Annotated in this window: 24 protein-coding genes and 1 pseudogene; 14 read left to right on the forward strand and 11 right to left on the reverse strand. The window is 69.4% G+C overall.

The features are described 5' to 3' along the window. Positions 1 to 168: 168 nt before the first annotated feature. Positions 169 to 543, forward strand: coding sequence for a type II toxin-antitoxin system VapB family antitoxin (locus MOQ72_RS26305; protein WP_242188339.1), 375 nt, complete (start codon positions 169 to 171; stop codon positions 541 to 543). A 12-nt stretch (positions 544 to 555) separates the two neighbouring features. On the opposite strand, the gene MOQ72_RS26310 is transcribed toward MOQ72_RS26305, so the two are convergent. Genes MOQ72_RS26310 through hemW form a run of 3 tightly spaced genes read right to left on the reverse strand, consistent with a single transcriptional unit; the run spans position 556 to position 2,403 of the window. Next, positions 556 to 942, reverse strand: coding sequence for a type II toxin-antitoxin system death-on-curing family toxin (locus tag MOQ72_RS26310; protein WP_242188340.1), 387 nt, complete (start codon positions 940 to 942; stop codon positions 556 to 558). Next, positions 943 to 1,140 carry a ribbon-helix-helix domain-containing protein gene (locus MOQ72_RS26315; RefSeq protein WP_242188341.1) on the reverse strand — a complete coding sequence of 66 codons (198 nt, stop codon included), beginning with the start codon at positions 1,138 to 1,140 and terminating at the stop codon, positions 943 to 945. It lies immediately after the preceding gene. A 33-nt stretch (positions 1,141 to 1,173) separates the two neighbouring features. After that, the gene (hemW, locus tag MOQ72_RS26320) at positions 1,174 to 2,403 is read right to left on the reverse strand and encodes a radical SAM family heme chaperone HemW (protein WP_242188342.1); all 1,230 of its coding nucleotides are present in this window, start codon (positions 2,401 to 2,403) and stop codon (positions 1,174 to 1,176) included. 66 nt (positions 2,404 to 2,469) lie between these two features. Between hemW and MOQ72_RS45710 the strand changes: the two genes are divergently transcribed. From MOQ72_RS45710 to MOQ72_RS26380, 13 genes and pseudogenes are all read left to right on the forward strand, one after another. Then, on the forward strand, positions 2,470 to 2,562 hold the full coding sequence (locus tag MOQ72_RS45710; protein WP_372495548.1) for a putative leader peptide: 93 nt from the start codon (positions 2,470 to 2,472) through the stop codon (positions 2,560 to 2,562). Positions 2,563 to 2,676: 114 nt separating this feature from the next. Further along, positions 2,677 to 4,374 carry a nitrite/sulfite reductase gene (locus tag MOQ72_RS26325; protein ID WP_242188343.1) on the forward strand — a complete coding sequence of 566 codons (1,698 nt, stop codon included), beginning with the start codon at positions 2,677 to 2,679 and terminating at the stop codon, positions 4,372 to 4,374. Continuing rightward, positions 4,371 to 4,538, forward strand: coding sequence for a hypothetical protein (locus MOQ72_RS26330; protein ID WP_242188344.1), 168 nt, complete (start codon positions 4,371 to 4,373; stop codon positions 4,536 to 4,538). The genes MOQ72_RS26325 and MOQ72_RS26330 overlap by 4 nt, the downstream gene beginning before the upstream one ends. Beyond that, the gene (locus tag MOQ72_RS26335; RefSeq protein ID WP_242188345.1) at positions 4,535 to 5,260 is read left to right on the forward strand and encodes a phosphoadenylyl-sulfate reductase; all 726 of its coding nucleotides are present in this window, start codon (positions 4,535 to 4,537) and stop codon (positions 5,258 to 5,260) included. Before MOQ72_RS26330 ends, MOQ72_RS26335 begins: the two co-directional genes overlap by 4 nt. Positions 5,261 to 5,303: 43 nt before the next feature. Then, positions 5,304 to 6,269 carry a sulfate adenylyltransferase subunit CysD gene (gene cysD, locus MOQ72_RS26340; protein WP_242188346.1) on the forward strand — a complete coding sequence of 322 codons (966 nt, stop codon included), beginning with the start codon at positions 5,304 to 5,306 and terminating at the stop codon, positions 6,267 to 6,269. A 254-nt stretch (positions 6,270 to 6,523) separates the two neighbouring features. Next, a complete protein-coding gene (locus tag MOQ72_RS26345) occupies positions 6,524 to 7,891 on the forward strand; it encodes a sulfate adenylyltransferase subunit 1 (protein ID WP_242188347.1) in 1,368 nt (455 codons plus the stop codon). A gap of 149 nt (positions 7,892 to 8,040) precedes the next feature. Next, entirely contained in the window at positions 8,041 to 8,790 is a 750-nt protein-coding gene (locus MOQ72_RS26350; RefSeq protein ID WP_372495549.1) for a sirohydrochlorin chelatase, read from the forward strand. Positions 8,791 to 9,006: 216 nt separating this feature from the next. Beyond that, a complete protein-coding gene (locus MOQ72_RS26355) occupies positions 9,007 to 9,240 on the forward strand; it encodes a hypothetical protein (RefSeq protein ID WP_242188348.1) in 234 nt (77 codons plus the stop codon). 469 nt (positions 9,241 to 9,709) lie between these two features. Further along, positions 9,710 to 14,344, forward strand: coding sequence for a type VII secretion system-associated protein (locus tag MOQ72_RS26360; RefSeq protein ID WP_242188349.1), 4,635 nt, complete (start codon positions 9,710 to 9,712; stop codon positions 14,342 to 14,344). A 6-nt stretch (positions 14,345 to 14,350) separates the two neighbouring features. After that, entirely contained in the window at positions 14,351 to 16,717 is a 2,367-nt protein-coding gene (locus MOQ72_RS26365; protein WP_242188350.1) for an ADP-ribosylglycohydrolase family protein, read from the forward strand. A 59-nt stretch (positions 16,718 to 16,776) separates the two neighbouring features. Continuing rightward, positions 16,777 to 17,466: pseudogene (locus tag MOQ72_RS26370) on the forward strand (DUF5753 domain-containing protein); the annotation flags it as partial. After that, the gene (locus MOQ72_RS26375; protein ID WP_242188351.1) at positions 17,463 to 17,684 is read left to right on the forward strand and encodes a DUF397 domain-containing protein; all 222 of its coding nucleotides are present in this window, start codon (positions 17,463 to 17,465) and stop codon (positions 17,682 to 17,684) included. The pseudogene MOQ72_RS26370 and the gene MOQ72_RS26375, both read left to right, overlap by 4 nt. A gap of 19 nt (positions 17,685 to 17,703) precedes the next feature. Next, positions 17,704 to 18,480, forward strand: a complete 777-nt coding sequence (locus MOQ72_RS26380; RefSeq protein WP_242188352.1) for an enoyl-CoA hydratase family protein — start codon at positions 17,704 to 17,706, stop codon at positions 18,478 to 18,480. 8 nt (positions 18,481 to 18,488) lie between these two features. Here MOQ72_RS26380 and MOQ72_RS26385 read toward each other — a convergent pair whose 3' ends face one another. From MOQ72_RS26385 to MOQ72_RS26420, 8 genes are all read right to left on the reverse strand, one after another. After that, complete coding sequence (locus MOQ72_RS26385) at positions 18,489 to 19,094, reverse strand: Uma2 family endonuclease (RefSeq protein WP_242188353.1); 606 nt, start codon at positions 19,092 to 19,094, stop codon at positions 18,489 to 18,491. Between the two features lie 61 nt (positions 19,095 to 19,155). Then, a complete protein-coding gene (locus MOQ72_RS26390; RefSeq protein ID WP_242188354.1) occupies positions 19,156 to 19,524 on the reverse strand; it encodes a barstar family protein in 369 nt (122 codons plus the stop codon). 47 nt (positions 19,525 to 19,571) lie between these two features. Further along, positions 19,572 to 19,976 (reverse strand): guanyl-specific ribonuclease, encoded by a 405-nt coding sequence (locus tag MOQ72_RS26395; protein ID WP_242188355.1) that lies wholly within the window; start codon positions 19,974 to 19,976, stop codon positions 19,572 to 19,574. Then, on the reverse strand, positions 19,973 to 20,215 hold the full coding sequence (locus MOQ72_RS26400) for a hypothetical protein (protein ID WP_242188356.1): 243 nt from the start codon (positions 20,213 to 20,215) through the stop codon (positions 19,973 to 19,975). The genes MOQ72_RS26395 and MOQ72_RS26400 overlap by 4 nt, the downstream gene beginning before the upstream one ends. Before the next feature lie 98 nt (positions 20,216 to 20,313). Next, entirely contained in the window at positions 20,314 to 21,204 is an 891-nt protein-coding gene (gene mmsB / locus MOQ72_RS26405; protein ID WP_242188357.1) for a 3-hydroxyisobutyrate dehydrogenase, read from the reverse strand. A 45-nt stretch (positions 21,205 to 21,249) separates the two neighbouring features. Continuing rightward, positions 21,250 to 22,281 (reverse strand): enoyl-CoA hydratase/isomerase family protein, encoded by a 1,032-nt coding sequence (locus MOQ72_RS26410; protein ID WP_242188358.1) that lies wholly within the window; start codon positions 22,279 to 22,281, stop codon positions 21,250 to 21,252. Positions 22,282 to 22,386: 105 nt separating this feature from the next. Beyond that, positions 22,387 to 23,556 (reverse strand): acyl-CoA dehydrogenase family protein, encoded by a 1,170-nt coding sequence (locus tag MOQ72_RS26415; RefSeq protein WP_242188359.1) that lies wholly within the window; start codon positions 23,554 to 23,556, stop codon positions 22,387 to 22,389. Positions 23,557 to 23,644: 88 nt separating this feature from the next. Continuing rightward, positions 23,645 to 25,144, reverse strand: a complete 1,500-nt coding sequence (locus tag MOQ72_RS26420; RefSeq protein WP_242188360.1) for a CoA-acylating methylmalonate-semialdehyde dehydrogenase — start codon at positions 25,142 to 25,144, stop codon at positions 23,645 to 23,647. Between the last annotated feature and the right edge of the window lie 251 nt (positions 25,145 to 25,395).

The following is a 25,395-nucleotide window of genomic DNA, read 5'->3' on the forward strand; positions in this document are numbered from 1 at the left end:
CGGAGCCGAGAGCCGCAGGCGGGCGGCGGTAGCCTGCGGCGAGGAGGACGGGCGCCGGTCCGGCCCGCTGCATCGAGCGGACCACATCGGCTCCGGCAGCGGTAGCCGCTGCCGGACCAACTGCGGTGCGCACCGGGTTCGGCCGTTCGCCAGGAGGTGCGAGTTGCCGTGATCTTCAAGGACGTCCGGGAGGGACAACCGTATCCCGACCACCGGCTGTCGCTGCGCGACTGGGCCGCGGTCCCGCCGCGCCCGGTGCGGATGGAAGAGCTGGTCACCACGACCAAGGTGCTGCACCTGGACCGCCTGCTGAGTCCGGACTCGACGTTCTTCGGCGACCTGTTCCCGCACGTGGTCCGGTGGCGCGGCGAGCTCTACCTGGAAGACGGCCTGCACCGAGCTCTCCGCTCGGCCCTCCACCAACGCACCGTCCTGCACGCCCGCGTCCTCGACCTCGATGCGCTGATGAAGCGCTACCCGACCAGGCGCCTTCCGGAAGGCCAACACACCAGTGACCTCCTCGATCGCGAAGACCGCTTCTAGTACCACGACAGGTCAGCGCAGTCGAGGCGCTGTCCAAGTCCGCAGCGTCCTTGCGATCTCCGGCAACTCCAGTTCGCCTGCTGCGATGCCAACCACGAACTTTTCGCCGTCATCGACACTCGGGGCAGTCAGCAGTTCGCCGTTGATCCAGTAGAAACCGAATGTCGCCACCCAGGCGAGGCGCTTGTTTCCGTCAACCAATGCGTGATTGCGGGCTAGCGAGTGCATCATGGCTGCCGCTTTGTCATGCAAGCTCGGGTAAGCGTCTTTTCCGAATACCGTGGCTCTGGCCCGAGAGAGCGCACCATCGAGCAGCCCCCAGTCTCGCACTTCCGGAGGGTGCCCAAGAGCACGCGTCGCGGCCAGCACCAGATCGTCGATCGTTGGGAACCGGGTCACCTACTGCCCCAGACGATCCAGAAGTTCGGCGTCCCTGCGGACCACGAAATCAACCGCTTCGGCAAACGAGACTTCGCGTCGAGCGGTGTATTCCCGAATTGCTTGGCGGGCGACGTCCTGCATCGACCGGTGCTCCTCCTCGGCCGCCAGCCTGAGAGCCTCGGCTTCCTCGTCGGTCAGTCGCAGTGTCATCGCCATGATTTGAATGATACCGCCTGATACCACCCGGCGTCACGCGATCAGGTGTTGGACGACGCCGTCGGCGAGGAGGCGGCCTCGGTCCGTCAGGACGCAGCGGCCCGCCGTCAGGGCATCGCGGCGCAGCAGGCCGTCCGCCACCGCTTGCTTCGCCGCCAGGCGGCCGGACTCGTCGAGGACTTCCACCGGCAGACCGGTGGTCAGCCGGAGCTCCAGCATGATCCGCTCGATGCGCTGGTCCTCGGCGCTCAGGCGCTCCCGCCCGGCGGCCGGGGACTTCCCCTCCGCCAGCAGCGCCGTGTAGCGGGCCGGGTGCTTGACGTTCCACCAGCGGACACCGCCGACGTGGCTGTGCGCGCCCGGTCCGGCGCCCCACCAATCACCGCCCTGCCAGTAGCCGAGGTTGTGGTGGCAGCGCGCTTGGTCGTCGCGGGCCCAGTTGGACACCTCGTACCAGCCCAAACCGGCTTCGCCGAGCACGCCGTCGATCAGTTCGTAGCGGTCGGCGAGCACATCGTCGTCGGGCATCGGCAGCTCGCCGCGGCGGACCTTGCGAGCCATCGCGGTGCCGTCCTCGACGATCAGCGCATACGCCGAGACGTGGTCGACCCCGGTGGCCAGCACCGCGTCCAGCGAGGCCCGCAGGTCGTCGTTGGTCTCGCCCGGCGTGCCGTAGATCAGGTCCAGGTTGACGTGCTCGAAACCGGCCTCGCGCGCCTCCCCGGCCGCCGCGACGGCGCGGCCCGGTGTGTGCCGCCGGTCCAGCACCCGCAACACGTGTTCGGCGACCGACTGCATGCCCAGCGAGACTCGGGTGAACCCCGCTTCGCGGATCCCGGCGAAGAACTCCGGCGAGGTCGATTCCGGGTTGGACTCGGTAGTGATTTCCGCCGCACTGCTCAGCCCGAACGAACCTCGGATCGCTGCCAGCACCTCGCCCAGTCGCCGCGCGCCGAGCAGCGACGGGGTGCCGCCGCCGACGAACACCGTCTGCGCCACCGGGACCGGCCGATCGCCCGCGGCCAGCGCCCGCGCGCCCAGCTCCAACTCCGCCCGCAAGCCGTCCAGCCAGCTGCCGAAACTCGCTGATGAGCCCAGCTCATCAGCGGTGTAGGTGTTGAAGTCGCAGTACCCGCAGCGGGTGGCGCAGAACGGCACGTGGACGTACACCCCGAAGGGCCGCGAACCCAGTCCGGTCAGGGCTTCCGGGGGCAGTGATCCGTCGACCGGTGCGGGTTCGCCGGTGGGCAGCTGAGCAGGCACGTCACCACTGTCCCACCATTCGGATGGGGTTGGACCGCCCGGTCGGGGCGTGGCAGGCTGCTCCCGATGGGTATGACCTTGCCGAGGCTTCTGCTGGTCAGCCGCCGCTACGTGGATCTGCGGCGGGTGTCCAGCGCGCTGTGCCGCGCCATGGGTTGATCCCGCCGCCGCGTTCTGCATTGTCCAGTCGGCGCCGGGAGCGCCGAGCAGTGCGAACCGTCGCGGACGGGCCGCCTCCCCGGCGCTGCCGCGCCTGAATCCCGGAGGTCGGACATGGTCCCCCCGACGGAAGCCGCCGCTCGGCCCGCCCGCAAGCGCAAAGCTCGCGGCGAGGGCCAGTGGGCGCTCGGTTACCGCGAGCCGCTCAACGCCAACGAGCGCTCCAAGAAGGACGACAATCCGCTGAATGTTCGGCAGCGCATCGAGACGATCTACGCCCTGGGCGGCTTCGATTCGATCGACCCGGCCGATCTGCGGGGTCGATTCCGCTGGTGGGGCCTGTACACCCAGCGCGCACCGGGCATCCCCGGCGCGCGCACCGGAACGATCGAGCCCGAGGAGCTCGACGACCGCTACTTCATGCTGCGGGTCCGCATCGACGGCGGTGCGCTGACCACCGAGCAGTTGCGGGCCATCGGCGAGATCTCCCAGACCTACGCGCGCGACACCGCTGACCTGACCGACCGGCAGAACGTGCAGCTGCACTGGGTGCGGGTCGAGGACATGCCGACCATCTGGCAGAAGTTGGAGTCCGTCGGGCTGTCCACCACCGAGGCGTGCGGTGACTGCCCGCGCGTGGTGCTGGGCTCGCCGGTGGCCGGGATCGCCGCGGACGAGATCATCGACGCCACCCCGGCGATCGCGGAGATCACCGAGCGGTACATCGGTGACCGGTCGTTGTCCAACCTGCCGCGCAAGTTCAAGACCGCGATCACCGGCTCGCCGCGCTGGGACACCGTGCCGGAGATCAACGACGTCTCACTGGTCGGCGTCGTGCACCCGGAGCACGGACCTGGTTTCGACCTGTGGGTCGGCGGTGGGCTGTCGACGAACCCGAAGCTGGCGGTGCGGCTGGGCGCGTGGGTACCGCTCGACGAGGTCGCCGAGGTGTGGCACGGCGTGGTGCAGGTCTTCCGCGACTACGGCTACCGGCGGCTGCGGCACCGGGCCCGGATCAAGTTCCTGGTCGCCGACTGGGGCGCGGAGAAGTTCCGCCAGGTGCTGGAGGACGAGTACCTGGGCCGCAAGCTGATCGACGGCCCGGCGCCGGAGACCCCGGTTGGCCACCGCGATCACATCGGGGTGCACCCGCAGGTCGACGGCAACTACTACGTCGGTGCGAAGTCCGCGGCTGGCCGGGTAAGCGGCTCGACGCTGGTCGAGGTCGCCAAGGCCGCCGAGCGGGTCGGTGCCAAGCGCATCCGCACCACCGTCGAGCAGAACCTGCTGGTCCTGGACGTGCCGGAGTCCGAAGTGGACGCACTGGTCGCGGACCTGGCCAAGGTGGGCATGCAGACCGATCCGTCGCCGTGGCGGCGCAGCGTGATGGCCTGCACCGGCATCGAGTTCTGCAAGCTGGCCATCGTGGAGACCAAGCAGCGGGCGATCGCGCTGGTGGGCGACCTGGAAAAGCGGCTGGCCGACATCCAGGGCGAAGTGCGCGACCCGGTGACGATCAACCTCAACGGCTGCCCGAACGCCTGCGCCCGCACCCAGGTCGCCGACATCGGCCTGAAGGGCCAGATGGTGCCGGACGGCGAAGGCAACCAGGTCGAGGGCTTCCAGGTGCACCTCGGCGGTGGTCTCGGCGTGGACGCCGGGTTCGGCCGGAAGATCCGCGGCCACAAGGTCACCTCCGCCGAGCTGGGTGACTACGTGGAGCGCCTGGTGCGCCGCTACCTGGCGCAGCGCGCGGACGGCGAGCGCTTCGCGCAGTGGGTCGCGCGGGCCGAGGAAGACGACCTCAAGTGAGCCAACCGGAAGGTCGGGCGGTGCCGTTCTACTGCCCGTACTGCGGAGACGAGGATCTCGCGCCTGAGGCCGAACCGGCCGGGGCGTGGAAGTGCGAGTCGTGCCTGCGGGTCTTCACCGTGCGGCTCGTCGGGCTGGCGCTGGGAGGAAACGGAGAACCATGACTGCCGACACCACCACGAACATCGGCACCCGGCGCAGCGACGACGAGCTGCGCGCACTGGTCGAGGAGGCCGCCCCGCGGCTGGCCGAGGCCAGCGCCGACGAAGCGCTGCGCTGGGCCGTCGACACCTTCGGGGACGGGCTGATCGTCGCGTCGAACATGCAGGACGCGGTGCTGGTCGACCTGGCCGCCAAGGTCAAGCCCGGCGTGGAGATCCTTTTCCTGGAGACGGGTTACCACTTCGCCGAGACCATCGGCACCCGCGACGCCGTGGCGCAGGTCTACGACGTCAACATCGTCAACGCGATCCCTGCGCAGAGCGTCGCCGAGCAGGACGCCAGCGAAGGGCCCCGGCTGTTCGAGCGGGACCCGAACCGCTGCTGCTTCCTGCGCAAAGTCGTGCCGCTGCGCAACACGCTGGCCCGGTACGAGGCGTGGGTGACCGGGGTGCGCCGGGTGGAGGCCCCGACGCGCGCCAACACGCCGATCGTGACCTGGGACGAGCGCAACAACCTGGTCAAGATCAACCCGTTGGCGGCCTGGTCCGACGACGACATGCAGCGCTACATCGACGAGCACGGTGTGCTGGTCAACCCGCTGGTGCCAGCCGGTTACCCGTCGATCGGGTGCCAACCGTGCACGGCGAAGCCCGCACCGGGCGCCGACCCGCGCAGCGGGCGCTGGGCGGGCTCCGCGAAGACCGAGTGCGGATTGCACGGCTGAGGAACTTCGCCAGGGGCGGGTGCCCGCAGAACACGGAGGAGACATGACGACAACCGATGCCGCCACGATCGGCGCCGCACCCGGGTTGCCGAGCGATTCGCGGGCCGACGCGCCGCCGCAGGTGGACAACCTGGACGCGCTGGAGTCCGAGGCGATCCACATCTTCCGCGAGGTGGCCGGGGAGTTCGACCGGCCGGTGATCCTGTTCTCCGGCGGCAAGGACTCCACGGTGCTGGTGCACCTGGCGCTGAAGGCGTTCTGGCCAGCGCCGGTGCCGTTCCCGTTGCTGCACGTGGACACCGGGCACAACTTCCCTGAGGTGCTGGCCTTCCGCGACGCGCTGGTGGAGCGGCACGACCTGCGGCTGGTGGTCGCCTCGGTGCAGGACTACATCGACGACGGGCGGCTGCAGGAACGCCCGGACGGCACCCGCAATCCGCTGCAGACCACGCCGCTGCTGGACGGCATCAGCGAGAACCGGTTCGACGCGGTCTTCGGCGGCGGTCGGCGCGACGAGGAGCGGGCCCGCGCCAAGGAGCGGATCTTCAGCCTGCGCAACGCCTTCGGGCAGTGGGACCCGCGCCGCCAGCGCCCCGAGTTGTGGAACCTCTACAACGGCAAGCACCGGCCGGGCGAGCACGTCCGGGTGTTCCCGCTGTCGAACTGGACCGAGCTGGACGTCTGGCGCTACATCCAGCGGGAGAAGATCGAGCTGCCGGAGATCTACTACGCGCACCGCCGCGAGGTGTTCCTGCGCGACGGAATGTGGCTGACTGCGGGCCCGTGGGGCGGTCCGCGAGACGGCGAGGTAGCGACGAGCAAGATCGTCCGCTACCGCACCGTCGGAGACGGTTCGTGCACCGGCGCGGTGGAATCCGAGGCGTACACAGTGGACGACGTGATCGCCGAGGTCGCCGCCAGCCGACTGACCGAACGCGGCGCGACGCGCGCCGACGACAGGCTGTCGGAGGCGGCGATGGAAGACCGCAAGCGCGAGGGCTACTTCTGATGCTCGGGGCGGATAGGAGGTGGAGATGCGCTCGACAACGCCTGCCGTCAGGCAAGCGGCGAAGCCGCTTAGCCCGCCTTCGCAACCGGCACCGCCGCGGGTTCTGAGAGGCATTCTCGCGAGGACAGCCCCGACGCCGCGTATTGGTGGACATACATAAGTCGGGGATCCCGGAGTCGAGAATGCCTCTCAGGTTCCGCTACCCGCACCGCCGCGCAAAGCGACCCCAGCACTCAAAATGGAATGGGTTCCGAATGACCGAGACGACCACCCGCACTGCGCCGGACAGCGGCACCGAGGTGACCTTGCCGGTGCACACCGACCTGCTGCGGTTGGCCACCGCCGGGTCCGTCGACGACGGCAAGAGCACGCTGGTCGGGCGGCTGCTGCACGACACCAAGTCGGTACTGGCCGACCAGCTCGACGCCGTGCACCGGGCCAGCGCGGACCGCGGGCTGACGACCCCTGACCTGTCGCTGCTGGTCGACGGCCTGCGCGCGGAGCGCGAACAGGGCATCACCATCGACGTGGCCTACCGCTACTTCGCCACGCCGAAGCGCACCTTCGTGCTCGCCGACACGCCAGGTCACGTGCAGTACACCCGGAACACCGTCACCGGGGCGTCGACGGCCCAGTTGGCCGTGCTGTTGGTGGACGCGCGCAAGGGTGTCATCGAGCAGACCCGGCGGCACGCGGCGGTGCTGGCGCTGCTGGGCGTGCCGCAGCTGGTGCTGGCGGTCAACAAGATCGACATGGTCGACTTCGACGAGGCAGTGTTCACCCGCATCGCGGCCGAGTTCGCCGAGCACGCCGCGGCCCTGGGCTACCGCGACGGCACCGTGGTGACCGTCCCGGTTTCCGCCCTGCTGGGCGACAACGTCGTCGAGCGCTCCGCGAACACCCCCTGGTACCACGGGCCTTCCTTGCTGGAACACCTGGAAAGCGTCCCGGTGGCACCGGATCCGCACGACGCGCCGTTTCGGATGCCGGTGCAGTACGTGATCCGCCCGCGCACCGCCGAATATCCGGACTACCGGGGCTACGCGGGCCAGGTGGCCGCCGGTGTCGTCGCCGAGGGCGACGAGGTCGTCGTGCTGCCCGCCGGGGTGCGCACCCGGGTGTCCAAGGTGGATACCCCGGACGGCTCGAAGCCGCGCGCGGCGGCCGGGCATTCCGTCACCCTGCTGCTGGCCGATGACCTGGACATCTCGCGCGGTGACCTGATCGCCGCCGTCGGGTCGCCGCCGCAGCTGACCGACGAACTCGACGCCACGGTCTGCTGGCTGGCCGAGAAGCCGCTGAATCCGGGTGCCAAGGTGCTGGTCAAGCACGGCACGCGGACCGTGCAGGCCATCGTCACCGAACTGTCCGCCCGCTTCGACGAACAGCAGCTGTCCAGTGTGGATAATCCGGATTCGTTGCAGCTCAACGAGATCGGCCGGGTGCAGCTGCGCACCGCGGAGCCGCTGCCGATCGACGAGTACGCCGCGAGCCGGCGCACCGGGTCGTTCCTGGTGATCGATCCCGCCGATGGCACCACGCTGGCCGCCGGGCTGATCGGGGTGCCACTGGCACCGTTCGCAGTGTCTCGCGAGACACCCGCACCCGGTCGGCCGGCATGAGTACCCCTGTGTCAACCCCAGTCCTCCTCAACCGCACCCCAGGGGACCGTGACGCAAACCAGCCACGAGAAACCTCGAAACGCGAGATCGGACGCGACGCAAACACCACTGCGAATCGCGGAGAGGCGGTACGGCTGACCGCGCCACTGGTGGCTGTCGCACACGGCAGCCGGGACCCGCGTTCCGCCGCGACCGTCCACGCCCTGCTGGACGTGGTCCGGGCGATGCGGCCGGATCTGGACGTGCGGGTGGCGTTCCTGGACCTGTCGGCGCCGCGCCTCGGCGACGTGCTCAGCGCGGTGCACGGCGACGGGCACTCCGACGCGGTCGTCGTTCCGCTGCTGCTCGGCCGGGCCTTCCACGCCCGCGTCGACGTGCCCGCCGCAGTGGCCGACGCGCAGCTGCGGTACCCGCGGTTCCAGGTGCACATCTCCGATGTCCTGGGCCCAGATCCGCGGCTGGACGCGGCGGCGTGGCGGCGACTGGCCGAAGCCGGGGCACCGGCTGACGATCCCGAACTGGGCGTGATCCTGGCTGGCGCCGGTTCGTCGCACGCCCCGGCGAACCGACTGGTCTCGGCGGTCGCCGCGCGCTGGCAGGCGAAGACGTCGTGGGCCGGGACGAGCGAGGCGTTCGCCGCCGCGGCCGACCCCGACGTTCCGGCGGCGATCGAGGCGCTGCGCGCTCGCGGGGCGCGGCGCTTCGCGGTCGGCTCCTGGTTCCTGGCACCGGGCCTGCTGCCGGACCGGATCAGCGCGCTGGCCCGCGAGCACGCCCCGCAACCGCTGATCGCGGCACCGATGGCCGATGACGCGGGCGTGGCCGACCTGGTCCTGCAGCGCTACGCCGAAACGCTCGCCGCAACGACCAGTGCGCTGCAACTGTCCGCGGCCCTGTGACGCGGAAGCAGCCCGCCCTACCAGGTCGAACACACGCGAGCGCCGAATGCCAAGCCGTTGGCCAAAAGTCGACAATCCTGTTGGTGAGGGCAACCTCCGGGGCATGATGTGCCACGTGTCCTCCCGCTGGGTGCACGAAGACCGGCTGCGCGCCGGAACCGTCCGACATCCCTGGTCGCGGTCGGACGAAGCCCTGCGTTGCGCCGTGGAGGCCGGATGACCACTCGACCTCATCTGATCGCGCGGGTGCGCGCCGAGTTCGCGCGCAGCGAGCAGGACAAGTCCTGCCACTTCTTCCCGCTGCCGGAGGACGACTCGCTGCCCCCGATCCTGCGCGCCTACTGCGGTTTCGGCATCGTCCCCGGCCAGGCGGAAGCGCTCGACGGACCAGCCGGAATGCCGTGCATGCAATGCTTGATGACCGCCGCGCTGGCCGACAACACCGTGTGAGCAGCGAGCTGGGCCGACCCACGCGGCGAACTCGCATACCCCCATTAAGAACTCGCGCGGATCGGGTGTAACCGCAGGTGGTCGTCAGGCAAGCGGCGTCAGCCGCTTCCTCCCGCCCTCGCAACTCGCACCGCCGCGGGTTCTCAGAGGTCTTCTCGCGAGGACAGCCCCGACGCCGCGTATCGGACATACACAGGTCGGGGATCCCGGAGTCGAGAAGACCTCTGAGGTTCCGCCACCCGCACCGCCACTCAGACCAGCCCCGCACCCTCTAACCCTGAGTTGTTCTCCGGAACACTAAGCTTCACCCCATGCGGTCATGAGAGAGTTCATTTGCCAGCGTCTGGACGGGGAACCGGCCGCTCCCTGTGCACGTCTTACCCGTCAGGCCCGCGCTATCGAGTGACCGCCGTGGTGTGGGGGCGACCCAATGCAAGGCTGGACGAGGAGTCGGGGACAACAGCGCGAGATGAACACGCAGCAACCGAGCCGACCGGTCATCACACCGGCCATGCGCGAGCAGGCCAAGAAGCAGCCGAACACCTGGCTGTACGTGGTCGACCCGATCTTCACCGACCCGAACGCCGAGGTGCCGCCGTTTGGCTTCATCGGCGGTTACCGGGTGGACGAGCAGGGCGAGATCACCGACGATTTCTCGCCGAACCCGAACTACCGGCCGTCCCCGGTGGCGCTGCGGTTGCCCGCGCCGACCAACGACGTCGAGCGCGCCCTGCAGCTGACCACCACCGGTTACGCGCAGGGGCACTCGCTGCTGACCGCGATGCTGGACGCCGAACTGATCCTGTTCGCCCAGCCGCAGGGCAGCGGGTTGTTCACGATGGAACACGAGTCGGGCCGCCGACAGCTCCAGGTGTTCACCTCCGAGGGGTTCCTGCCGTCGAACTGGACGACCTGGCAGCGGATGACCGGTCGGCAACTGGCCGGGCACAACCTCACCGGCATCGACGTGCAGGTGAACCCGACCAGTCCCGTCAAGGCGCGGCTGCCCGCCGAAGACCTCACCAAGGCCGCGGCGGCAGTGCCACCGAAGGCGGCGGGCGTGCCGGTGTCCTCCCCGGCCAACGGAACGCCGGTGTTGGCGCCGGGCGCCGCCCCGCAGCCGCCCGTGCCGCAGGGTGAGCAACCGGCGACCGAACAGCCCGCACCCAAGCCGGAACCGCCCGTCGATCCCACCGAAACCGAGTTCGGCCGCCGATTCCTGGGCTCGATGCTCGCCGGTGCGATCGGTGACGCGCTCGGCGCCCCGGTGGAGTTCTACCCGGTGGACCAGATCCGCAGCCGGTTCGGCGCGATGGGCGTCACCGAGTACGACCGCGCCGGTGAGCAGCCGGGCGAGTTCACCGACGACACCCAGATGACGCTGTTCACCCTGGAAGGTCTCGTCCGCGGGCACATCGCGACCCGCACCGCCGGGGCCACCAGCCCGCTCTCTGCGATCCAGCTGGCCTACCAGCGTTGGCTGCACACCCAGGGATATGCCTGGATGCGGGCCGCCGGGCCGTTCACGATGAGCCATCCCAAGCCCACCGGCTGGCTGATCGAGCAGCGCGACCTGTTCGCCGTGCGCTCGCCGAACAGCAGCTGCATCACCGCGCTCCGCGAGTTCGCCTCGGTCGGCGCGCCCGGCACCTTCGAGCGGCCGATCAACGATTCCCAGGACTGCGGCGGCGTGGTGCGGGCGGCACCGGTCGCGCTGTGGTCCGAAGACCCGAAGCAGGTCTTCGAGTTGGCCGCGGCAACCGCGGCCCTGACCTACTCGCAACCCAACGGCTACCTGCCCGCCGGTGTGCTGGCGGTGATCGTGCACCGCTTGTTGCGCGAGGAGTCGCTGGAAGACGCGGTGCGGCAGGCCCGTGAGGTGCTCGTGCAGTACCGGGACCACGAAGACACCGAACGCGCGTTGCAGGCGGCCGAAGAGCTTGCGCAGCAAGGGAAACCGAGCCCGGAGCAGCTCAAGGACACGCTGGGCGGCGGCTGGACCGGACACGAGGCGCTGGCCATCGCGGTGTGCTCGGCGTTGAGCACCGACACCATCGCCGCCGCGCTGATGATGGCGGTCAACCACTCCGGCGACAGCGACTCGACCGCGGCGATCTGCGGCAACATCGTCGGTGCCCGCTACGGCGCCCCGGCGCTGCCGGGCGTGTGGCTGCGCGACCTCAAGCAGCGCGAAACGGTCGAGACGCTCGCGAAGGACGCGTTGCTGGAGTTCAGCGCGACACCACCGGGCGGCGACGCGTGGAGCACCCGCTACCCGGCTGCGAACGACATCTCCGACCTGGTCTTCACCTCCGCCCTCCCGCTGGCGGACGAGGAGCCGGCGGCGGTGGAGCCCGACCCGCAGGCCGAGGAGGCTCCGGCACCCGCCGAAGCCGAGGCGGTACCTGTCGACGAGGCTCCCGAACCCGTCGAGCCGGTGGTCACGGCGGCTCCGGAACCGGCGAAGACCGAGACCGGCCAGGCCCCGGCCGAACTCCGGCCGCACCGGATCCTGGGCTTCCTGCTCGGTGGCGCCGCCGGAGACGCGCTCGGCTACCCCATCGAGGACGACTCGCTGCAGGACATCCGCCGCAAGTACGGCGCGGCCGGGCTGACCGACTTCGTCGACGCGCACCGGCCCGGCGGTTCGATCAGCGATGAGACCCAGATGACGCTGTTCACCCTGGAAGGTCTCATCCGGGCCAGCATCCGCCGTCGGCGCTACGGCGAGAACGAACCCGCCACCCAGGTGCAGCACGCCTACCAGCGCTGGCTGCACACCCAGGGCTTCGACTGGAAGGAAGCCGGTGGGCCGCTGGCCGGGAGTCCGCCGGACGGCTGGCTGATCAAGCAGAAGGGCCTGTTCGTCCGCCGCGCGCCCGCCACCACCTGCATCCAGGCGTTGCACGGCTACGCAGGCGGCAACAAGCAGGGTTCGTTCACCAACCGGCTCAACGACTCGAAGGGCTGCGACGGGGTGATGCGCGCCGCGCCCGCCGCCTTGTGGTCCACCGACGCGACCGAGGTGTTCCGGGTCGGTGCGATGACCGCGGTGCTGACCCACGGGCACCCCAGCGGCTACCTACCGGCCGGGGCGCTCGCGGTGCTCGTCCAGCAACTGCTGGCTGGCCGGTCGTTGCCCGAGGCGGTCGACCGCGCACTCCTCGAACTGTCCACATGGGACGGACACGAGGAGACCAGCGCCGCGCTGCGCCGGGCCATCGAGCTGGCCACGGTCGGAACCCCGACACCGGAGCAGATCCACGAGTTCCTGGGCGAGGGTCGATACGGCGAACAAGCGCTGGCGATCGCGGTGTGCGCGGCGCTGACCCATCCGGAATCGTTCGCCGACGCCGTGGTCCTGGCCGCCAACCACTCCGGCGACAGCGACTCCACCGCGGCGATCTGCGGCAACATCATGGGCGCGGCGCTGACCGCAGCGGCGGTTCCGCAGGGCTGGCGCGACAGGCTGGAACTGCGCGAGGTCATCGAAGGGCTGGCCGCCGACGCGATCCGGGAGTTCGGCCCGAACCCGCCGACCGACGCGGCGTGGTTGGAACGCTACCCGGTCGGCGACGCCGGACCCGTTGCGCCGCCGCGGGAAGACGTCGTCGAGGCTGGAGCAGCTGAAATGCCCGAGCCCGCAGCCGAAGCACCGGTCGCCGATCCCGCGCCTGTTGTCGAAGCACCGGTCGCCGAACCCGCACCGTTGCCCGAACCCGCACCGTTGCCCGAACCCGCGCCGATGCCTGAACCCGCACCGGCGCCTGAACCCGTGCCGGTCGCCGAACCGGTCGCGGAAGCTCCGGTCGAGGCCGCGGACGAAGCCGACGAGAGCCTGTCCGACGAGGAACTGCGGCTGCTCGCCGCGTGGCGCAAGTTCCGCGACAACGACGACGGGAACTCCACCGATCTCACGCAGGGCCTGCACAAGCTGCTCGTCGAGGCATTCGGCGCGGAACGCGCGGCGCAACTGGTCGGCGAGGCCGCGGACGAGTCGGAATCGGAAGGCGAGCTCGCCGCCGAGACCCAGGTGCAGCCCACCAGCCGCGAGCGGTTCGACGGCTGCGTGCTGGGCACGGCCGTCGGCGACGCCCTCGGCGCGCCGTGGATGTTCTCCGATCTGCGCATGATCCTGCGCGACAACCCCGAAGGGATCCGGGAACTCGCCGAGTCCTTCGGCCGCCCCGGCAGCGCCACGGCCTACACGCAGCAGACCGCCTTCGTGCTCGACGGCCTGATCCGCGCGACCATCCGCGGCGCGCTGAGCGGCACCCCGGCGCACCGGCCGGGCATGGTGCGGTCGACGCTCCAGCACTGGCTGCACACGCAGGGCGTGCGACTCGATCCGAACCTGCCGTTCGGGGTGCTCGCCGAGACCGAAGTGCTGCGCGCGCAACGGTTCCCGGACGAAGCGTCGCTGACAGCCCTGGCGCGGTGGAGCGACCGCCAGGAGACCCCGACGCCAGGCAATCCGCCGAACTCCGCGCGCACCGCAGCCGCCACGGTGCGCGGCGGTGCAGTGGGCTTCGAGGTCCGGAATCCGCAGGACGCGATAGCGCTCGGCGCGGAGATCGCCGTGGTGACGCACGGGCATCCGGACGGCTACCTCCCGGCGGGTGCGCTGGCCGGGCTGGTGTGCGCGCTGGACAACGGTCAGACCCTCGCCGAAGCGGTGCAAACGGTGCTGGCCGAGCTGGACCAGCTGGAGGGCGCCGAGAACACCGCGCAAGGACTGCGGTCCGCGATCGAGATCGCCACGAACGGCCCGGTTTCACCAACCGTGTTGGAGGCGCTGGGGCTGGGCTGGCAGGCAGCGGAAGCACTGGCGATCGCGGTCGCGGCCGCGTTGTCGCACCCGAACTCGTTCGCCGACGCGGTGTCGCTGGCGGCCACCCACGCCGGGAACAGCGCGGCGACCGCGGCCATCTGCGGCAGCCTGCTGGGAGCCGCCCGCGGCGTCCAGGAGGTCCCGGCGGAGTGGTCCGCCGAGCTGGAACTCCAGGAAGTGCTGACCCAACTGCTGACCGACGCGCACCGCGCCAGAACGGAGCTCGAAACCGACGGGCCGGTGCCCGACTGGGCACAGCGCTACCCCGGATAATCCACTGTGGATGACATCGGGCTCGACGACACCGAACGAGCGCTGCTCGCGGCCTGGCGCGAAGCTCGCACGACCAGCAGCCGCGACCCGGTGGAGCAGCAGTTGCTGGACACCTGGCGGCACTGGCGGCGGCACCCCGCCGCCCGGCCGCTTTGGGCGACGGCCCTGCAACACCGGCTGAAAGGGGACGTGCCGCCGGTGCCCGCCACCGGACTGGCCGATCGGCGCGGCCCGCTGCCCGAGGCACCGGGCCGGTTGCTCGGCATGCTGCTGGGCGGTGCGGTGGGCGAGTTCATCGCGGTCGGCCAGGTCGGACAGCGCACCAGCGCCGTGCTCTTCGTGCTGGAAGGGCTGATCCGCGCGCACACCCAAGCGCGATCGGCTGGTGAAGGCGACCCAGTAGGCTTCGCCCTTGGCGGACTGCGGCGCTGGCTGCACACCCGTGGAATTCCGTGGCGCGACTGCGGATCCGACGCGGCACGCCCCAGCGGCTGGCTGGTCGAAGAGCCCGCGCTGCACTCCAGGAACAGCGACGACCCGACGATTCTCACGGCGCTCGCCCGAATCGCTGCCGGGCACGACGCCGGTTCCCGGCAACAGCCGATCAACGCCTCGGACAGCGCGAGCGCCATACCGCTCGGCGCACTCGCGGCGCTGTGGTCGGGTGATCCCGGCACGGTGTTCGCGCTCGGCGGCGATCTCGCCGCGCTCACCCACGGCCACCCCAACGGGCACAGCCCGGCGAGCGTGCTCGGTGTCGCCACGCTGTGGTTGCTGCGCGGGAACTCGCTGCAAACATCGCTGAGCCACGGGCTTTCCGGCTGGCAGTCGGCACGTACCCCGTTGACCCACGCACTGCGGCTCGGCCGGATCAGCCCAGCCGGGTTCCGGCCCAGCCGAGCGCACCTCGACGCGATGCGCCCAGGACGCAGCGGCCTGGACGCGCTGGCGGTCGCGGTCCGGGTCGCGACGGCATGCGCGGACGACTTCGCCGGGGCCATCCGCTCGGCGAGCGAGCACAGCGGAGACGCGGCGACTTCGGCGGTGTTGTGCGGACAGCTGCTCGGCGCGTTGCACGGCCCGACCGTGATTCCCGCCGAATGGCTGGCAGAGTTGCCGATCACCTCGCTGATCGAGCGGCTCTCGGAGGACGCGGCCACCGAGTTCGGCCCCTACCCAGACGAGTCGGGCCAGTGGGAACGCCGTTATCCGCCAACGGAATCCGCCGAACCACCGGCACCGTCCACAACGGACTACCGCACCGGACTCACCGCGGTGCCCAGGCTGGCCGCGTCCCGCGACCGGTTCCTCGGCGCGGTACTCGGCTGCGCGGTCGGCGAAGCGCTCGGCATGCCCATCGCCGCGGACGGCTGGGACGAGATCCGCTCCCGGCACGGCGCCGACGGCCTGACCGACTACATACCCGCTGGTCACCCCTCCGGAAGGCTCGGCAGCGACACGCAACTGCTGCTGTTCTCGCTGGAAGGCACCATCCGGGCCAACGTCAGCCGACGCACCACCGGCACCGACGATCCAACCCGGCACATCCAGCACGCCTACCAGCGCTGGCTGCACACCCAGCACCTGAGCTGGCCGCGAGCGGCGGGCGAATTCCTGCGCAGCACCCCGGCTCCGGACGGCTGGCTGGTCGAGCAGCGAGCGCTGTTCCAGACCCGAAATCCGGGCCGCACCATGATGCGCACCCTGATCGCGTTCGCCAAGGGCCAGCAGTCGATGGGCACCCCGGACAACCCGGTCAGCGACTCGCAGGGCAGCAGCGCGGTGATGCGAGCGATCCCGGCCGCGCTGTGGAGCAACGACCCGGCGGAGGTCTTCGACGTCGGCATGAAGACGGCGGCGCTCACCCACGGCCACCCAACGGCCTGGCTCAGCGCGGGAACCCTGGCATTCCTGGTGTCACGCCTGATGAACGGCGAGCCGCTGCCCGCTGCCGTGGACGCGGCGCTGGAGCAACTCGCCCCGCACACCGGTCACGAGGAGGTCAGCCGCCGGATCGGAACTGCGGTGCGCCTAGCGCGCGGCGGCCGAATCCCACCGGGCGACCTGGAACGCAGCATCGGTACCGGATCTACGGCGGCCGAGGCACTGGGAATCGGGTTGTACGCGGCGCTGGTGTGCGACGACGACTTCGACGCGGCACTCCCGGTGGCGGTGAACCACTCGGGCAACAGCGCGACGACAGGCGCGGTCAGCGGCAGCCTGATCGGAGCGACAACGGGAGCGGAGCGAATCCCGGACCGCTGGACGGCGGAACTGGAGCTCTACGAAGTGATCGAACGCCTAGCCCACGACGCGGTCCTGGAGTTCGGCCCCCGCCCACCAGCCTGGTCCGACCGCTACCCCCCAACCTGACTCGTGAGCGATTCCGGTCGCCATGACGACCATTGCCACTCACGACCCCAAAACGCGGGGAAGATGTCGCGTCGCTGATGACCGCCGCCGGAATCATCGGCAAGGAGAAGCAGCGCCTGGTCGAACTGGCGAAGCACGCGAGCGAACCGAACTGGCTCACCGTTGGCATGCCGGGAATCCCGCACCAACTCGCCGGAGCGGTCGAATGCGAGCGCTCTGCATCGTCAATCGTCGAGTGGGCACCGATGGGCCTGCCCAGCTTGCTCCAGACAGCTGACTACGCTCGAACGATCTCCACAGCGAGCGGCCTCCGGACTGGAGACGTGGAACAGCGGGTCACCTTGCGCAACGCACGACGCGAAGTGCTGACGAAGAGAAACCCGGTCCAGGTACTGGCGCTTATCGGAGAAGACGCACTCCGGGACAAGATCGGTTCGCCCGAGGTCATGGACGACCAGCTCGCTTGCCTCCTCGATCTGATCGCGCGGGCCAACGTGACGGTCCAAGTGGTGAAACCGCGCATCGGCTGGCATCCCGGCCTTGCCGGGCCATTCGTGCTCTACGACTTTCCAGATGCGCCTTCCGTAGTGCATTTCGAGCACTTCAGTTCCGGTGCCTTCGTGCCTGATGCTGATGCTGTGCAGGCATACCGCCAAGCCGTGGATAACATCCGCGAAGTCGCTTTGAGCCCTGCGGCCAGCGCAACGCTGATCAAGGGGCTGATGAAAGGAACGGGGCAGAAGCTATGACCAAGATCCTCTGGAGGAAGTCCACCTACAGCCAGCCCAACGGGAACTGCGTTGAGGTCGGAAACGTTCATAGTGGTGCCGCGATCCGCGACACCAAGAACCGTGCCAGCGGCTTCATCACCGCCGACCCGGCGCAGTGGCAGTCCTTCCTCACCGCAGTCAAGAACGGGCGGTTCCACGGCGGACCCGAACGCCTCGGGCTGGCCCGCGCTGGCTAACGGCGGTTAACGTCCTTGCATGGATGAACTCGTGCACCTCGCCGTGGACCGCGGCATCGCCACGATCACGTTGGACTCGCCGCACAACCGCAACGCGCTGTCCGCACAGCTGCGGAAGGAGTTGCGGGAGCACCTGACTGCGGCGATCGCCGACGACGGTGTGCGCGTGATCGTCCTGGACCACACCGGGACCGTGTTCTGCGCCGGGATGGACCTGAAGGAGTCCCGCTCAGCCGACGCCGAGAAGCAAGGCGTGCTGGAGTTCCCGGCGATCTTGGAACAGATCTGGACCAGCCCGAAACCGGTGGTCGCCAAGGTCGCCGGACCAGCCCGAGCCGGTGGCGTCGGCATGGTCGCGGCCTGCGACATCGCGGTTGCGGCCGAGACCGCCACCTTCGCGTTCTCGGAGGTGCGCATCGGTGTCGTGCCAGCGGTGATCTCGGTGACCGTGCTTCCCCGGCTCAACCCTCGCCAGGCGCACGAGCTGTTCCTCACCGGCGAGACGTTCGACGCCCGCCGAGCCGCCGAGATCGGCCTGATCAACTCCGCAGTCACCGCTGATGCCCTGGACGCGGAGGTCAGGCGCTACACCGACATGCTCGCCCTCGGCGGCCCGAGGGCGCTGGCTGCAACCAAGGCGATGTTGTCCAGCCAGCGCCCATCGAAGATGAGTGAGGCGTTCGACCCGATGCTCAAGCTCTCGGCGGAGCACTTCGCGGGAGAAGAAGGCCGAGAAGGCATGCGGGCCTTCTCCGAAAAGCGAAAGCCCGCATGGGTGCCGGACGCCCTGAAGTGACCAGCTGGTCAGTCGTCCTCCTCACCACTGAGGTTCCACAGTCCGTCTGCGTGCAGCAGACGATCAGGAATGATCGTGACCGGGAACGGGAAGGTAGTGGCGAAGATGTCCTTGCCAGTTGCCTGTTGAACGTCGTGGTACTCGCCGTTGTCCAGCCGAAGTTCAACGATCCTGGGTTCATCCATCGTCGGGTTGACGATCCAGTACGCGGGGATGCCGAACTCGGCGTACTCACGCGTCTTCGTGTGGTAATCGCGCCAGATACTGCTTTCGGAGACAACCTCGATGGCGAGCAATGGCGGTCTTACGAGGTACGGTCGAACGAAGTCCTCAGCCTTGATGACAACGACGTCCGGAATGCGGTGATGGGTCCGGTCGGCATTGAAGTTGATACCCGCGCCTGGCAAGGCGAGGTAGCCCTTCGGTGCCGCTACGTAGTTGAAGAATCCGCTGAGTTTGGCCTCAATGAGGGTATGCAGGCTCACTGGCGACGGAGACACGTCAAGCCTCCCGTCGACCAGTTCGTAGCGGCGCCCGTCGTCGGGTAGCCGTTCCAAGTCGTCGACGGTCATCGGCCTGTGTTGCTCGTCCGCCCGCATGTCCACGAGAGTCATACTGCCTCCTGTTCTGCACGGGAGCCAGTATTGCGAGGGGCCCGTGATCACTAACGGGCGATCAGGACCTGGTCAGCACCGCTGTGAAGGCTCGGCCGCACATGGGGTGTTGCTCGGCGTCGCGGAGGACGGCGTTGATGCGGCTGAAGGCTTTCGGGTCGTGCTTCGCGAGCGCCTGGAAGCCCGACCAGATCAGCACGTGCTCGCCCTCCGACAGCCACGACAGGTCCGTCAGGCAGTCGTAGAGGGCGTCGAGGTTGCGGCCCGCCCACTCCGGGAAGTCCAGCACCGCCGCGATCCCGTCCAGCGTGGTCCGCTTGCTGACCAGGTCGGAGCCGTCCAAGACGTGCGCGATCGCGCCGCGCTGCTCCGCGTCCTGCGCGGCCTCGCGCGCAGTGATGTCGGCGGACGGCTGCTCCACCTCGCTCACCGTCGGCTCCTTCCGCACCTTGGCCCACTTCGTCGCAAACATCGCACTCAACCCGCGCTGTCGACAACCACGAACGACTCGTAATGATCGCCCGTGTAGTAAATCTCGGAATGCGCCCCGGTGACCAGCCGCTGAGCGCCGCGATCCGATGAGCCCGGAGTCGGCACGGTGTACTCGTGGTAGTAGCCCGGATCCTGCCGCGGCAGGACGCCCTCCCGGTTGCCGAACACCGAGCCGTCCTTGCCGGGGAACGGGAAGGGACCGCCCTTGGTGATCAGCCGCCAGGTCTGGCCGACCTCCGGCGGTAACGCGGACAACTCCCGCACCGGCAGGCCCGACTGCGCGCCGGGCACCTCTTGCTGCGTGCCGACGTAGTCGCGGACGAACCAGCCGATGACGACCAGGGCGATCAGCCCCGCCAGCGCCACCGAGATGCGCTTGCGCGAGGTCACGCCGCCGTCCCCTTCCGGTCCCGACCGGGCTCGCCGTCCTGGCGGCCGACCGGGGGTTCCGCATCGCGGACCCGCGTGAGCTTCGCGCCGAGGCTGTCGATGCCGCGGTCGATCACGCGGGCGAGCGCCCAGCACAACGGCAGCAACACCGCCAACACCAGGCTCACCTGCAGCGGGTAGGGCAACTGCACGAGCCACAGCTCGACGCCGTCGTACCACTCGACCAGCCACTCCAACACAGAGCGTCAGGGTACGCGCGACCTGATGACGCCGTACGCCACCCCGACCCCACCCACGACTACGCCGCGTGCCCGGAGATCGCGGGGCCGGGTGAACGTCAGCGCTGGTCGGAGTGGTCCCGGACCGAGTTGATGATCGCGCCGAAGTCGAAGCCCCCGCCGCCCTCGTCGTTGAACCGCTGGTAGAGCTCGGCGGCCAGGCGGCCGATGGCGGTGTCGGTGCCGCTCTGCTCCGCCGCCGAGGTCGCCAGCTTGAGGTCCTTGAGCATCAGCGCCGCCGCGAAGCCGGGCTGGTAGTCGTGGTTGGCCCGGCTGGTCTCCACCAGGCCCGGCACCGGGCAGTTGGTGGTCAGCGCCCAGCACTGCCCGGTGGAGATCGACGCCACGTCGTAGAGCGCCTGGTGCGACAGCCCCAGCCGCTCCCCCAGCACGAACGCCTCGCTCACCGCGATCATGGACGCGCCGAGGATGAGGTTGTTGCACATCTTGGTGACCTGGCCGTTGCCGGGCCCGCCGCAGTGGATCACCTTGCGGGCCATCGGCGCCAGCAGCGGCTCGGCGCGCTGGAAGTCAGCCTCGGAGCCGCCGACCATGAACGTCAGGGTGCCCGCCTCGGCGCCCGCGGTGCCGCCGGAGACCGGGGCGTCGAGGGAGCCGAACCCGGCCTCGGCGGCCCGCTCGTGCGCCTGCCGAGCATCCGCTACATCCACAGTGGACGAATCGATGAGCAGGGTGCCGGGCTTGGCCGCCGCGAGCACATCGTCGTAGCAGTCCAGCACCTGCTTGCCACCGGGCAGCATGGTGATCACGGCGTCGGCACCGCTGACCGCCTCGGTCACCGAGCCCGCGGTGATCACGCCGTGCCGGTCGGCGACCTCCAGCGCCGCCGGGATCAGGTCGAACCCCTGCACCACGTGTCCGGCCTTGACGAGATTCGCCGACATCGGACCGCCCATGTGCCCCAGCCCGATGAAACCGATGACAGCCATTGTCATTCCCTTCTGCACTGGATTTACCTGTCAAGGCCGACGCGGTCAGACCAGGTTCGGCTCGCCCGCGATCGGCGCGAAGAACTTCTCCACCCGAGATTCGTCCACATCGGACAGCTGCGATGGCGACCACTGCGGGTTGCGGTCCTTGTCCACCAGCGCCGCCCGCACGCCTTCGACGAAGTCCCCGATCCGCACGCACGCCATCGACACCCGGAACTCCTGCGTCAGGGCCTGCTCCAGGGAGTCGAAGTCGCTGCGCAGCGACCGCAGGGTGACCTTGAGCGCCGTCGGCGACAGGCGCGTGATCAACTCGGCGGTCTCGCGGGCCGCCTCCTCCGGCCGCTCGCGCAGTCGCCGCAGGATCTCTTCGACGGTGCCGGCCGAGTAGGCCGCGTCGATCCACTCCTGCTGGGCAGCCAGCGGTGCCGCCGGCACCGGCGCGGCGAATTTCCGCAGCACGTCGTCCACCTCGCCACCGGCCAACGCTTCGACCAGTTCCGCCAGGTTGCCGCTGTCCACGTAGTGGTCGGCGAGCCCGCAGTGCAGCGCATCGGCACCGCCGATCGATGCGCCGGTGAGCGCCAGGTGGGTGCCGAGTTCGCCGGGCGTCCGGGAGAGCAGGTAGGTGCCACCGACGTCGGGCACGAAGCCGATGCCGACCTCGGGCATGCCGATCTTGGAGCGTTCGGTGACCACCCGGTGCGAGCCGTGCGCGGTGATGCCGACGCCACCACCCATGCAGATGCCATCCATGATCCCGATGACCGGCTTCGGGTACCTGGCCAGCGCGGAGTTGAGCTGGTACTCCTCCGACCAGAACGTCGCGGGCAGCGACTCGTCACCGGCCTTCGCCGCGTCGTGCAGCGCGCGGACGTCGCCGCCCGCGCACAACCCGCGCTCACCCGCTCCGTCGATCAAGATCGCCTGGACGTGCTCGGCGGTGCGCCACTGCTGCACGGCCCGCATCATCTCCCGCACCATGCCCAGCGTCAGCGAGTTGAGCGCCTTGGGGCGGTTGAGCGTGATCCGTCCGAGCGATCCCTGCTCGCGGAGCAGGATCTCGGGCTCTGTCATTTGCCGACTCCCGTGTTCGGAGAACGTAGCTTCGCCGTCCAGCTTCGCGGTGCCCGCCGGATCCCTCAATCCGCACGAGTTGTTGCGCTGCCCACTCGCGCCCCGTCAGGTAGCCAGCAGCCCGCGGGAGATGATCAGCCGCATGATTTCGTTGGTACCTTCCAGGATCTGGTGCACCCGCAGGTCCCGGACGATCTTCTCCAAGCCGTACTCGGCAAGGTATCCGTACCCACCGTGGATCTGAAGTGCCTCGTTGGCCACCGCGAATCCCACGTCGGTGGCCAGCCGCTTGGCCATCGCGCACAACCGGGTGGCCGTCGGGTCCTCGACGTCCAGCGCCCACGCGGCCCGCCACAGCATCAACCGGGCGGCCTCCAGTTCGGTCGCCATGTCGGCGAGCTTGAACTGCAACACCTGGAATTCGCTGAGCTTGGCGCCGAACGCGCTGCGTTCCCGCACGTAGGCCAGGCTCTTGTCGAGCGCGGTCTGCGCACCGCCCAGCGAGCAGGCCGCGATGCTGAGCCGACCGCCGTCCAGACCGGCCATGGCGATCCGGAAGCCGATGCCTTCCTCGCCGAGCCGCTGGTCAGCTGGCACCCGGACGCCGTCGAAGATCACCTGCCTGGTCGGCTGGGCGTTCCAGCCCATCTTCTTCTCGTTGGCCCCGAAGGACAGCCCGGTGGCGTCGCCTTCGACGATGAAGGTCGAGATGCCCTTCGAACCCGGTTCACCGGTACGCGCCATCACCACGTAGACGTCCGAGCTGCCACCACCGGAGATGAACTGCTTGACGCCGGTGATCAAGTACTCGTCGCCGTCGCGGACCGCGCGGGTCTGCAGCGCTGCCGCATCCGAGCCCGCGCCGGGTTCGGTGAGGCAGTAGCTGGCCAACCGCTCCATCGAGCACAGCTGCGGCAGCCAGCGGGCGCGCTGCTCGGCCGTGCCGAACCGGTCGATCATGCCCGCGCACATGTTGTGGATGGAGATGTAGGCGGCGATCGACGGGTCGCCGGTGGCCAGCGCCTCGAAGATCAGCACCGAGTCGAACCGGCTCAGCCCGCTGCCGCCGACCGACTCGTCGACGTAGACGCCGCCGATGCCGAGCTGCCCGGCAGCGCGCAGCGCCTCGACGGGGAAGTGCTTGGCCTGGTCCCATTCGATGGCGTGCGGGGCGAGTTGCTCGGTGGCGAATTCCTGCGCGGTCTGCTGGATCGCGCGCTGGTCCGCGGTGAGTTCGAACGGCGACACCTGGCCAGCTACGGCTGCGACGGACACGTCTGCTCCCCTCCGAACCGACACCACCGGGTCGTGAGTGGCAACGGTCGCCAGAGCGACCACAACCACTCACGACCACGACGTCGGGTCAGTGCATCGTCGGGATGGTGAAGCTGGCGCCTTCCTTGACGCCCGACGGCCAGCGGGAGGTGACCGTTTTGGTCTTGGTGTAGAAGCGGATCGAGTCCGGCCCGTGCTGGTTGAGGTCGCCGAGTCCGGACCGCTTCCACCCGCCGAAGGTGTGGTACGCGATCGGCACCGGGATCGGCACGTTGACGCCGACCATGCCGGTGTTGACCCGGGAGACGAACTCCCGCGCCGCGTCGCCGTCACGGGTGAAGATCGCCACGCCGTTGCCGTACTCGTTCTCGCTCGGCAACCGAACCGCCGCGTCGTAGTCGGCGGCGCGGACCACCGACAGCACCGGCCCGAAGATCTCCTCCCGGTAGATCCGCATGTCCGCAGTCACGCGGTCGAACAGCGAGGCACCGAGGAAGAACCCGTCCTCGTGCCCGGACAACTGGAAGTCGCGGCCGTCGATCAGCAGCTCCGCACCTTCGTCGACACCCACCCCGATCAGTTCGCGCACCCGCTGCCACGCCTGCTTGGTCACCAGCGGACCGAAGTCGGCGGACTCGTCGAAGCTGGTCCCGATCTTGAGCCCGCGCACCCGCTCGACGAGCTTGTCGACCAGCGCGTTCGCGGTGGCCTCGCCGACCGGCACGGCCACCGAGATGGCCATGCAGCGCTCTCCGGCCGAGCCGTAACCCGCGCCTACCAGGGCATCGGTGGCCTGGTCGAGGTCCGCGTCCGGCATCACGATCAGGTGGTTCTTGGCACCGCCGAAGCACTGCGCGCGCTTGCCGTGCGCCGCGGCGGTCGAGTAGATGTACTCCGCGATCGCGGAGGAGCCGACGAACCCGATGGCCTCGATGCGGGGCTCGGCCAGGATCGCGTCCACCGCGGTCTTGTCGCCGTTGACCACGTTGAAGATCCCCGGCGGCAGCCCGGCCTCGATGAACAGCTCGGCCAACCGCAGCGGCACCGACGGGTCGCGTTCGGAGGGCTTGAGCACGAAGGCGTTGCCGCAGGCGATGGCCGGGGCGGCCTTCCACAGCGGGATCATCGCCGGGAAGTTGAACGGCGTGATACCCGCGACCACGCCCAGCGGCTGCCGCAGCGAGTACACGTCGATGCCGGTGCCGACGCTTTCGCTGTATTCGCCCTTGAGCAGGTGCGGGATGCCGACGGCGAACTCGACGACCTCCAGACCGCGCTGGATGTCGCCCTTGGCGTCGGCGACGGTCTTGCCGTGCTCGGAGGCCAGCAGCCGGGCCAACGAGTCCATCTCGTCGTTGACCAGCTGCAGGAACCGCATCAGCACCCGCGCGCGCTTCTGCGGGTTCTGCGCCGCCCAGGCCGGTTGCGCCTCGGCGGCGTTGTCGGCCGCCGCCGCGACCTCCTCCGCCGAGGCCAGCGGCACTCTGGCCTGCACCTGCCCGGTGTTGGGATCGAACACGTCACCGAAGGAACCGGACGTCCCGGCCACCCGCTTGCCGCCGATGAAGTGCTCCAGTTCGTTGGTCATAGTCGCAACGCACCTCCGCCGAACCGGCCGCCATTTACTAGGAAGCCAAACCTTTGGTACCCCAATCTTTCCCAGAAATCAGACCAACGCAACAGGTGCGCTACATCACAGAACCACCTGTCGACTGTCAACAGAGTTAAATGAAGCGAAGGGCACCTTTGACCGGCATAGTCCGGTGGATTCCAGGGGTGGTTGCAACACGAGTGATCAATTGGCTTCGGTCAGGAGTTTAGTTAAGCGCTCGGCTGGGG

Source organism: Saccharopolyspora soli, assembly GCF_022678645.1.
Lineage (GTDB): Bacteria > Actinomycetota > Actinomycetes > Mycobacteriales > Pseudonocardiaceae > Saccharopolyspora > Saccharopolyspora soli.

What these genes read in the sequence shown, in the direction of transcription:
- MOQ72_RS26360 (WP_242188349.1), top strand. Translation starts at nt 9,710, where the DNA reads ATGAACACGCAGCAACCGAGCCGACCGGTCATCACACCGGCCATGCGC.
- MOQ72_RS26420 (WP_242188360.1), bottom strand. Translation starts at nt 25,144, where the DNA reads ATGACCAACGAACTGGAGCACTTCATCGGCGGCAAGCGGGTGGCCGGG.
- MOQ72_RS26355 (WP_242188348.1), top strand. Translation starts at nt 9,007, where the DNA reads ATGACCACTCGACCTCATCTGATCGCGCGGGTGCGCGCCGAGTTCGCG.
- MOQ72_RS26375 (WP_242188351.1), top strand. Translation starts at nt 17,463, where the DNA reads ATGACCAAGATCCTCTGGAGGAAGTCCACCTACAGCCAGCCCAACGGG.
- MOQ72_RS45710 (WP_372495548.1), top strand. Translation starts at nt 2,470, where the DNA reads ATGGGTATGACCTTGCCGAGGCTTCTGCTGGTCAGCCGCCGCTACGTG.
- MOQ72_RS26325 (WP_242188343.1), top strand. Translation starts at nt 2,677, where the DNA reads ATGGTCCCCCCGACGGAAGCCGCCGCTCGGCCCGCCCGCAAGCGCAAA.
- MOQ72_RS26335 (WP_242188345.1), top strand. Translation starts at nt 4,535, where the DNA reads ATGACTGCCGACACCACCACGAACATCGGCACCCGGCGCAGCGACGAC.
- mmsB (WP_242188357.1), bottom strand. Translation starts at nt 21,204, where the DNA reads ATGGCTGTCATCGGTTTCATCGGGCTGGGGCACATGGGCGGTCCGATG.
- cysD (WP_242188346.1), top strand. Translation starts at nt 5,304, where the DNA reads ATGACGACAACCGATGCCGCCACGATCGGCGCCGCACCCGGGTTGCCG.
- MOQ72_RS26410 (WP_242188358.1), bottom strand. Translation starts at nt 22,281, where the DNA reads ATGACAGAGCCCGAGATCCTGCTCCGCGAGCAGGGATCGCTCGGACGG.
- MOQ72_RS26380 (WP_242188352.1), top strand. Translation starts at nt 17,704, where the DNA reads ATGGATGAACTCGTGCACCTCGCCGTGGACCGCGGCATCGCCACGATC.
- MOQ72_RS26385 (WP_242188353.1), bottom strand. Translation starts at nt 19,094, where the DNA reads ATGACTCTCGTGGACATGCGGGCGGACGAGCAACACAGGCCGATGACC.
- MOQ72_RS26345 (WP_242188347.1), top strand. Translation starts at nt 6,524, where the DNA reads ATGACCGAGACGACCACCCGCACTGCGCCGGACAGCGGCACCGAGGTG.
- MOQ72_RS26315 (WP_242188341.1), bottom strand. Translation starts at nt 1,140, where the DNA reads ATGGCGATGACACTGCGACTGACCGACGAGGAAGCCGAGGCTCTCAGG.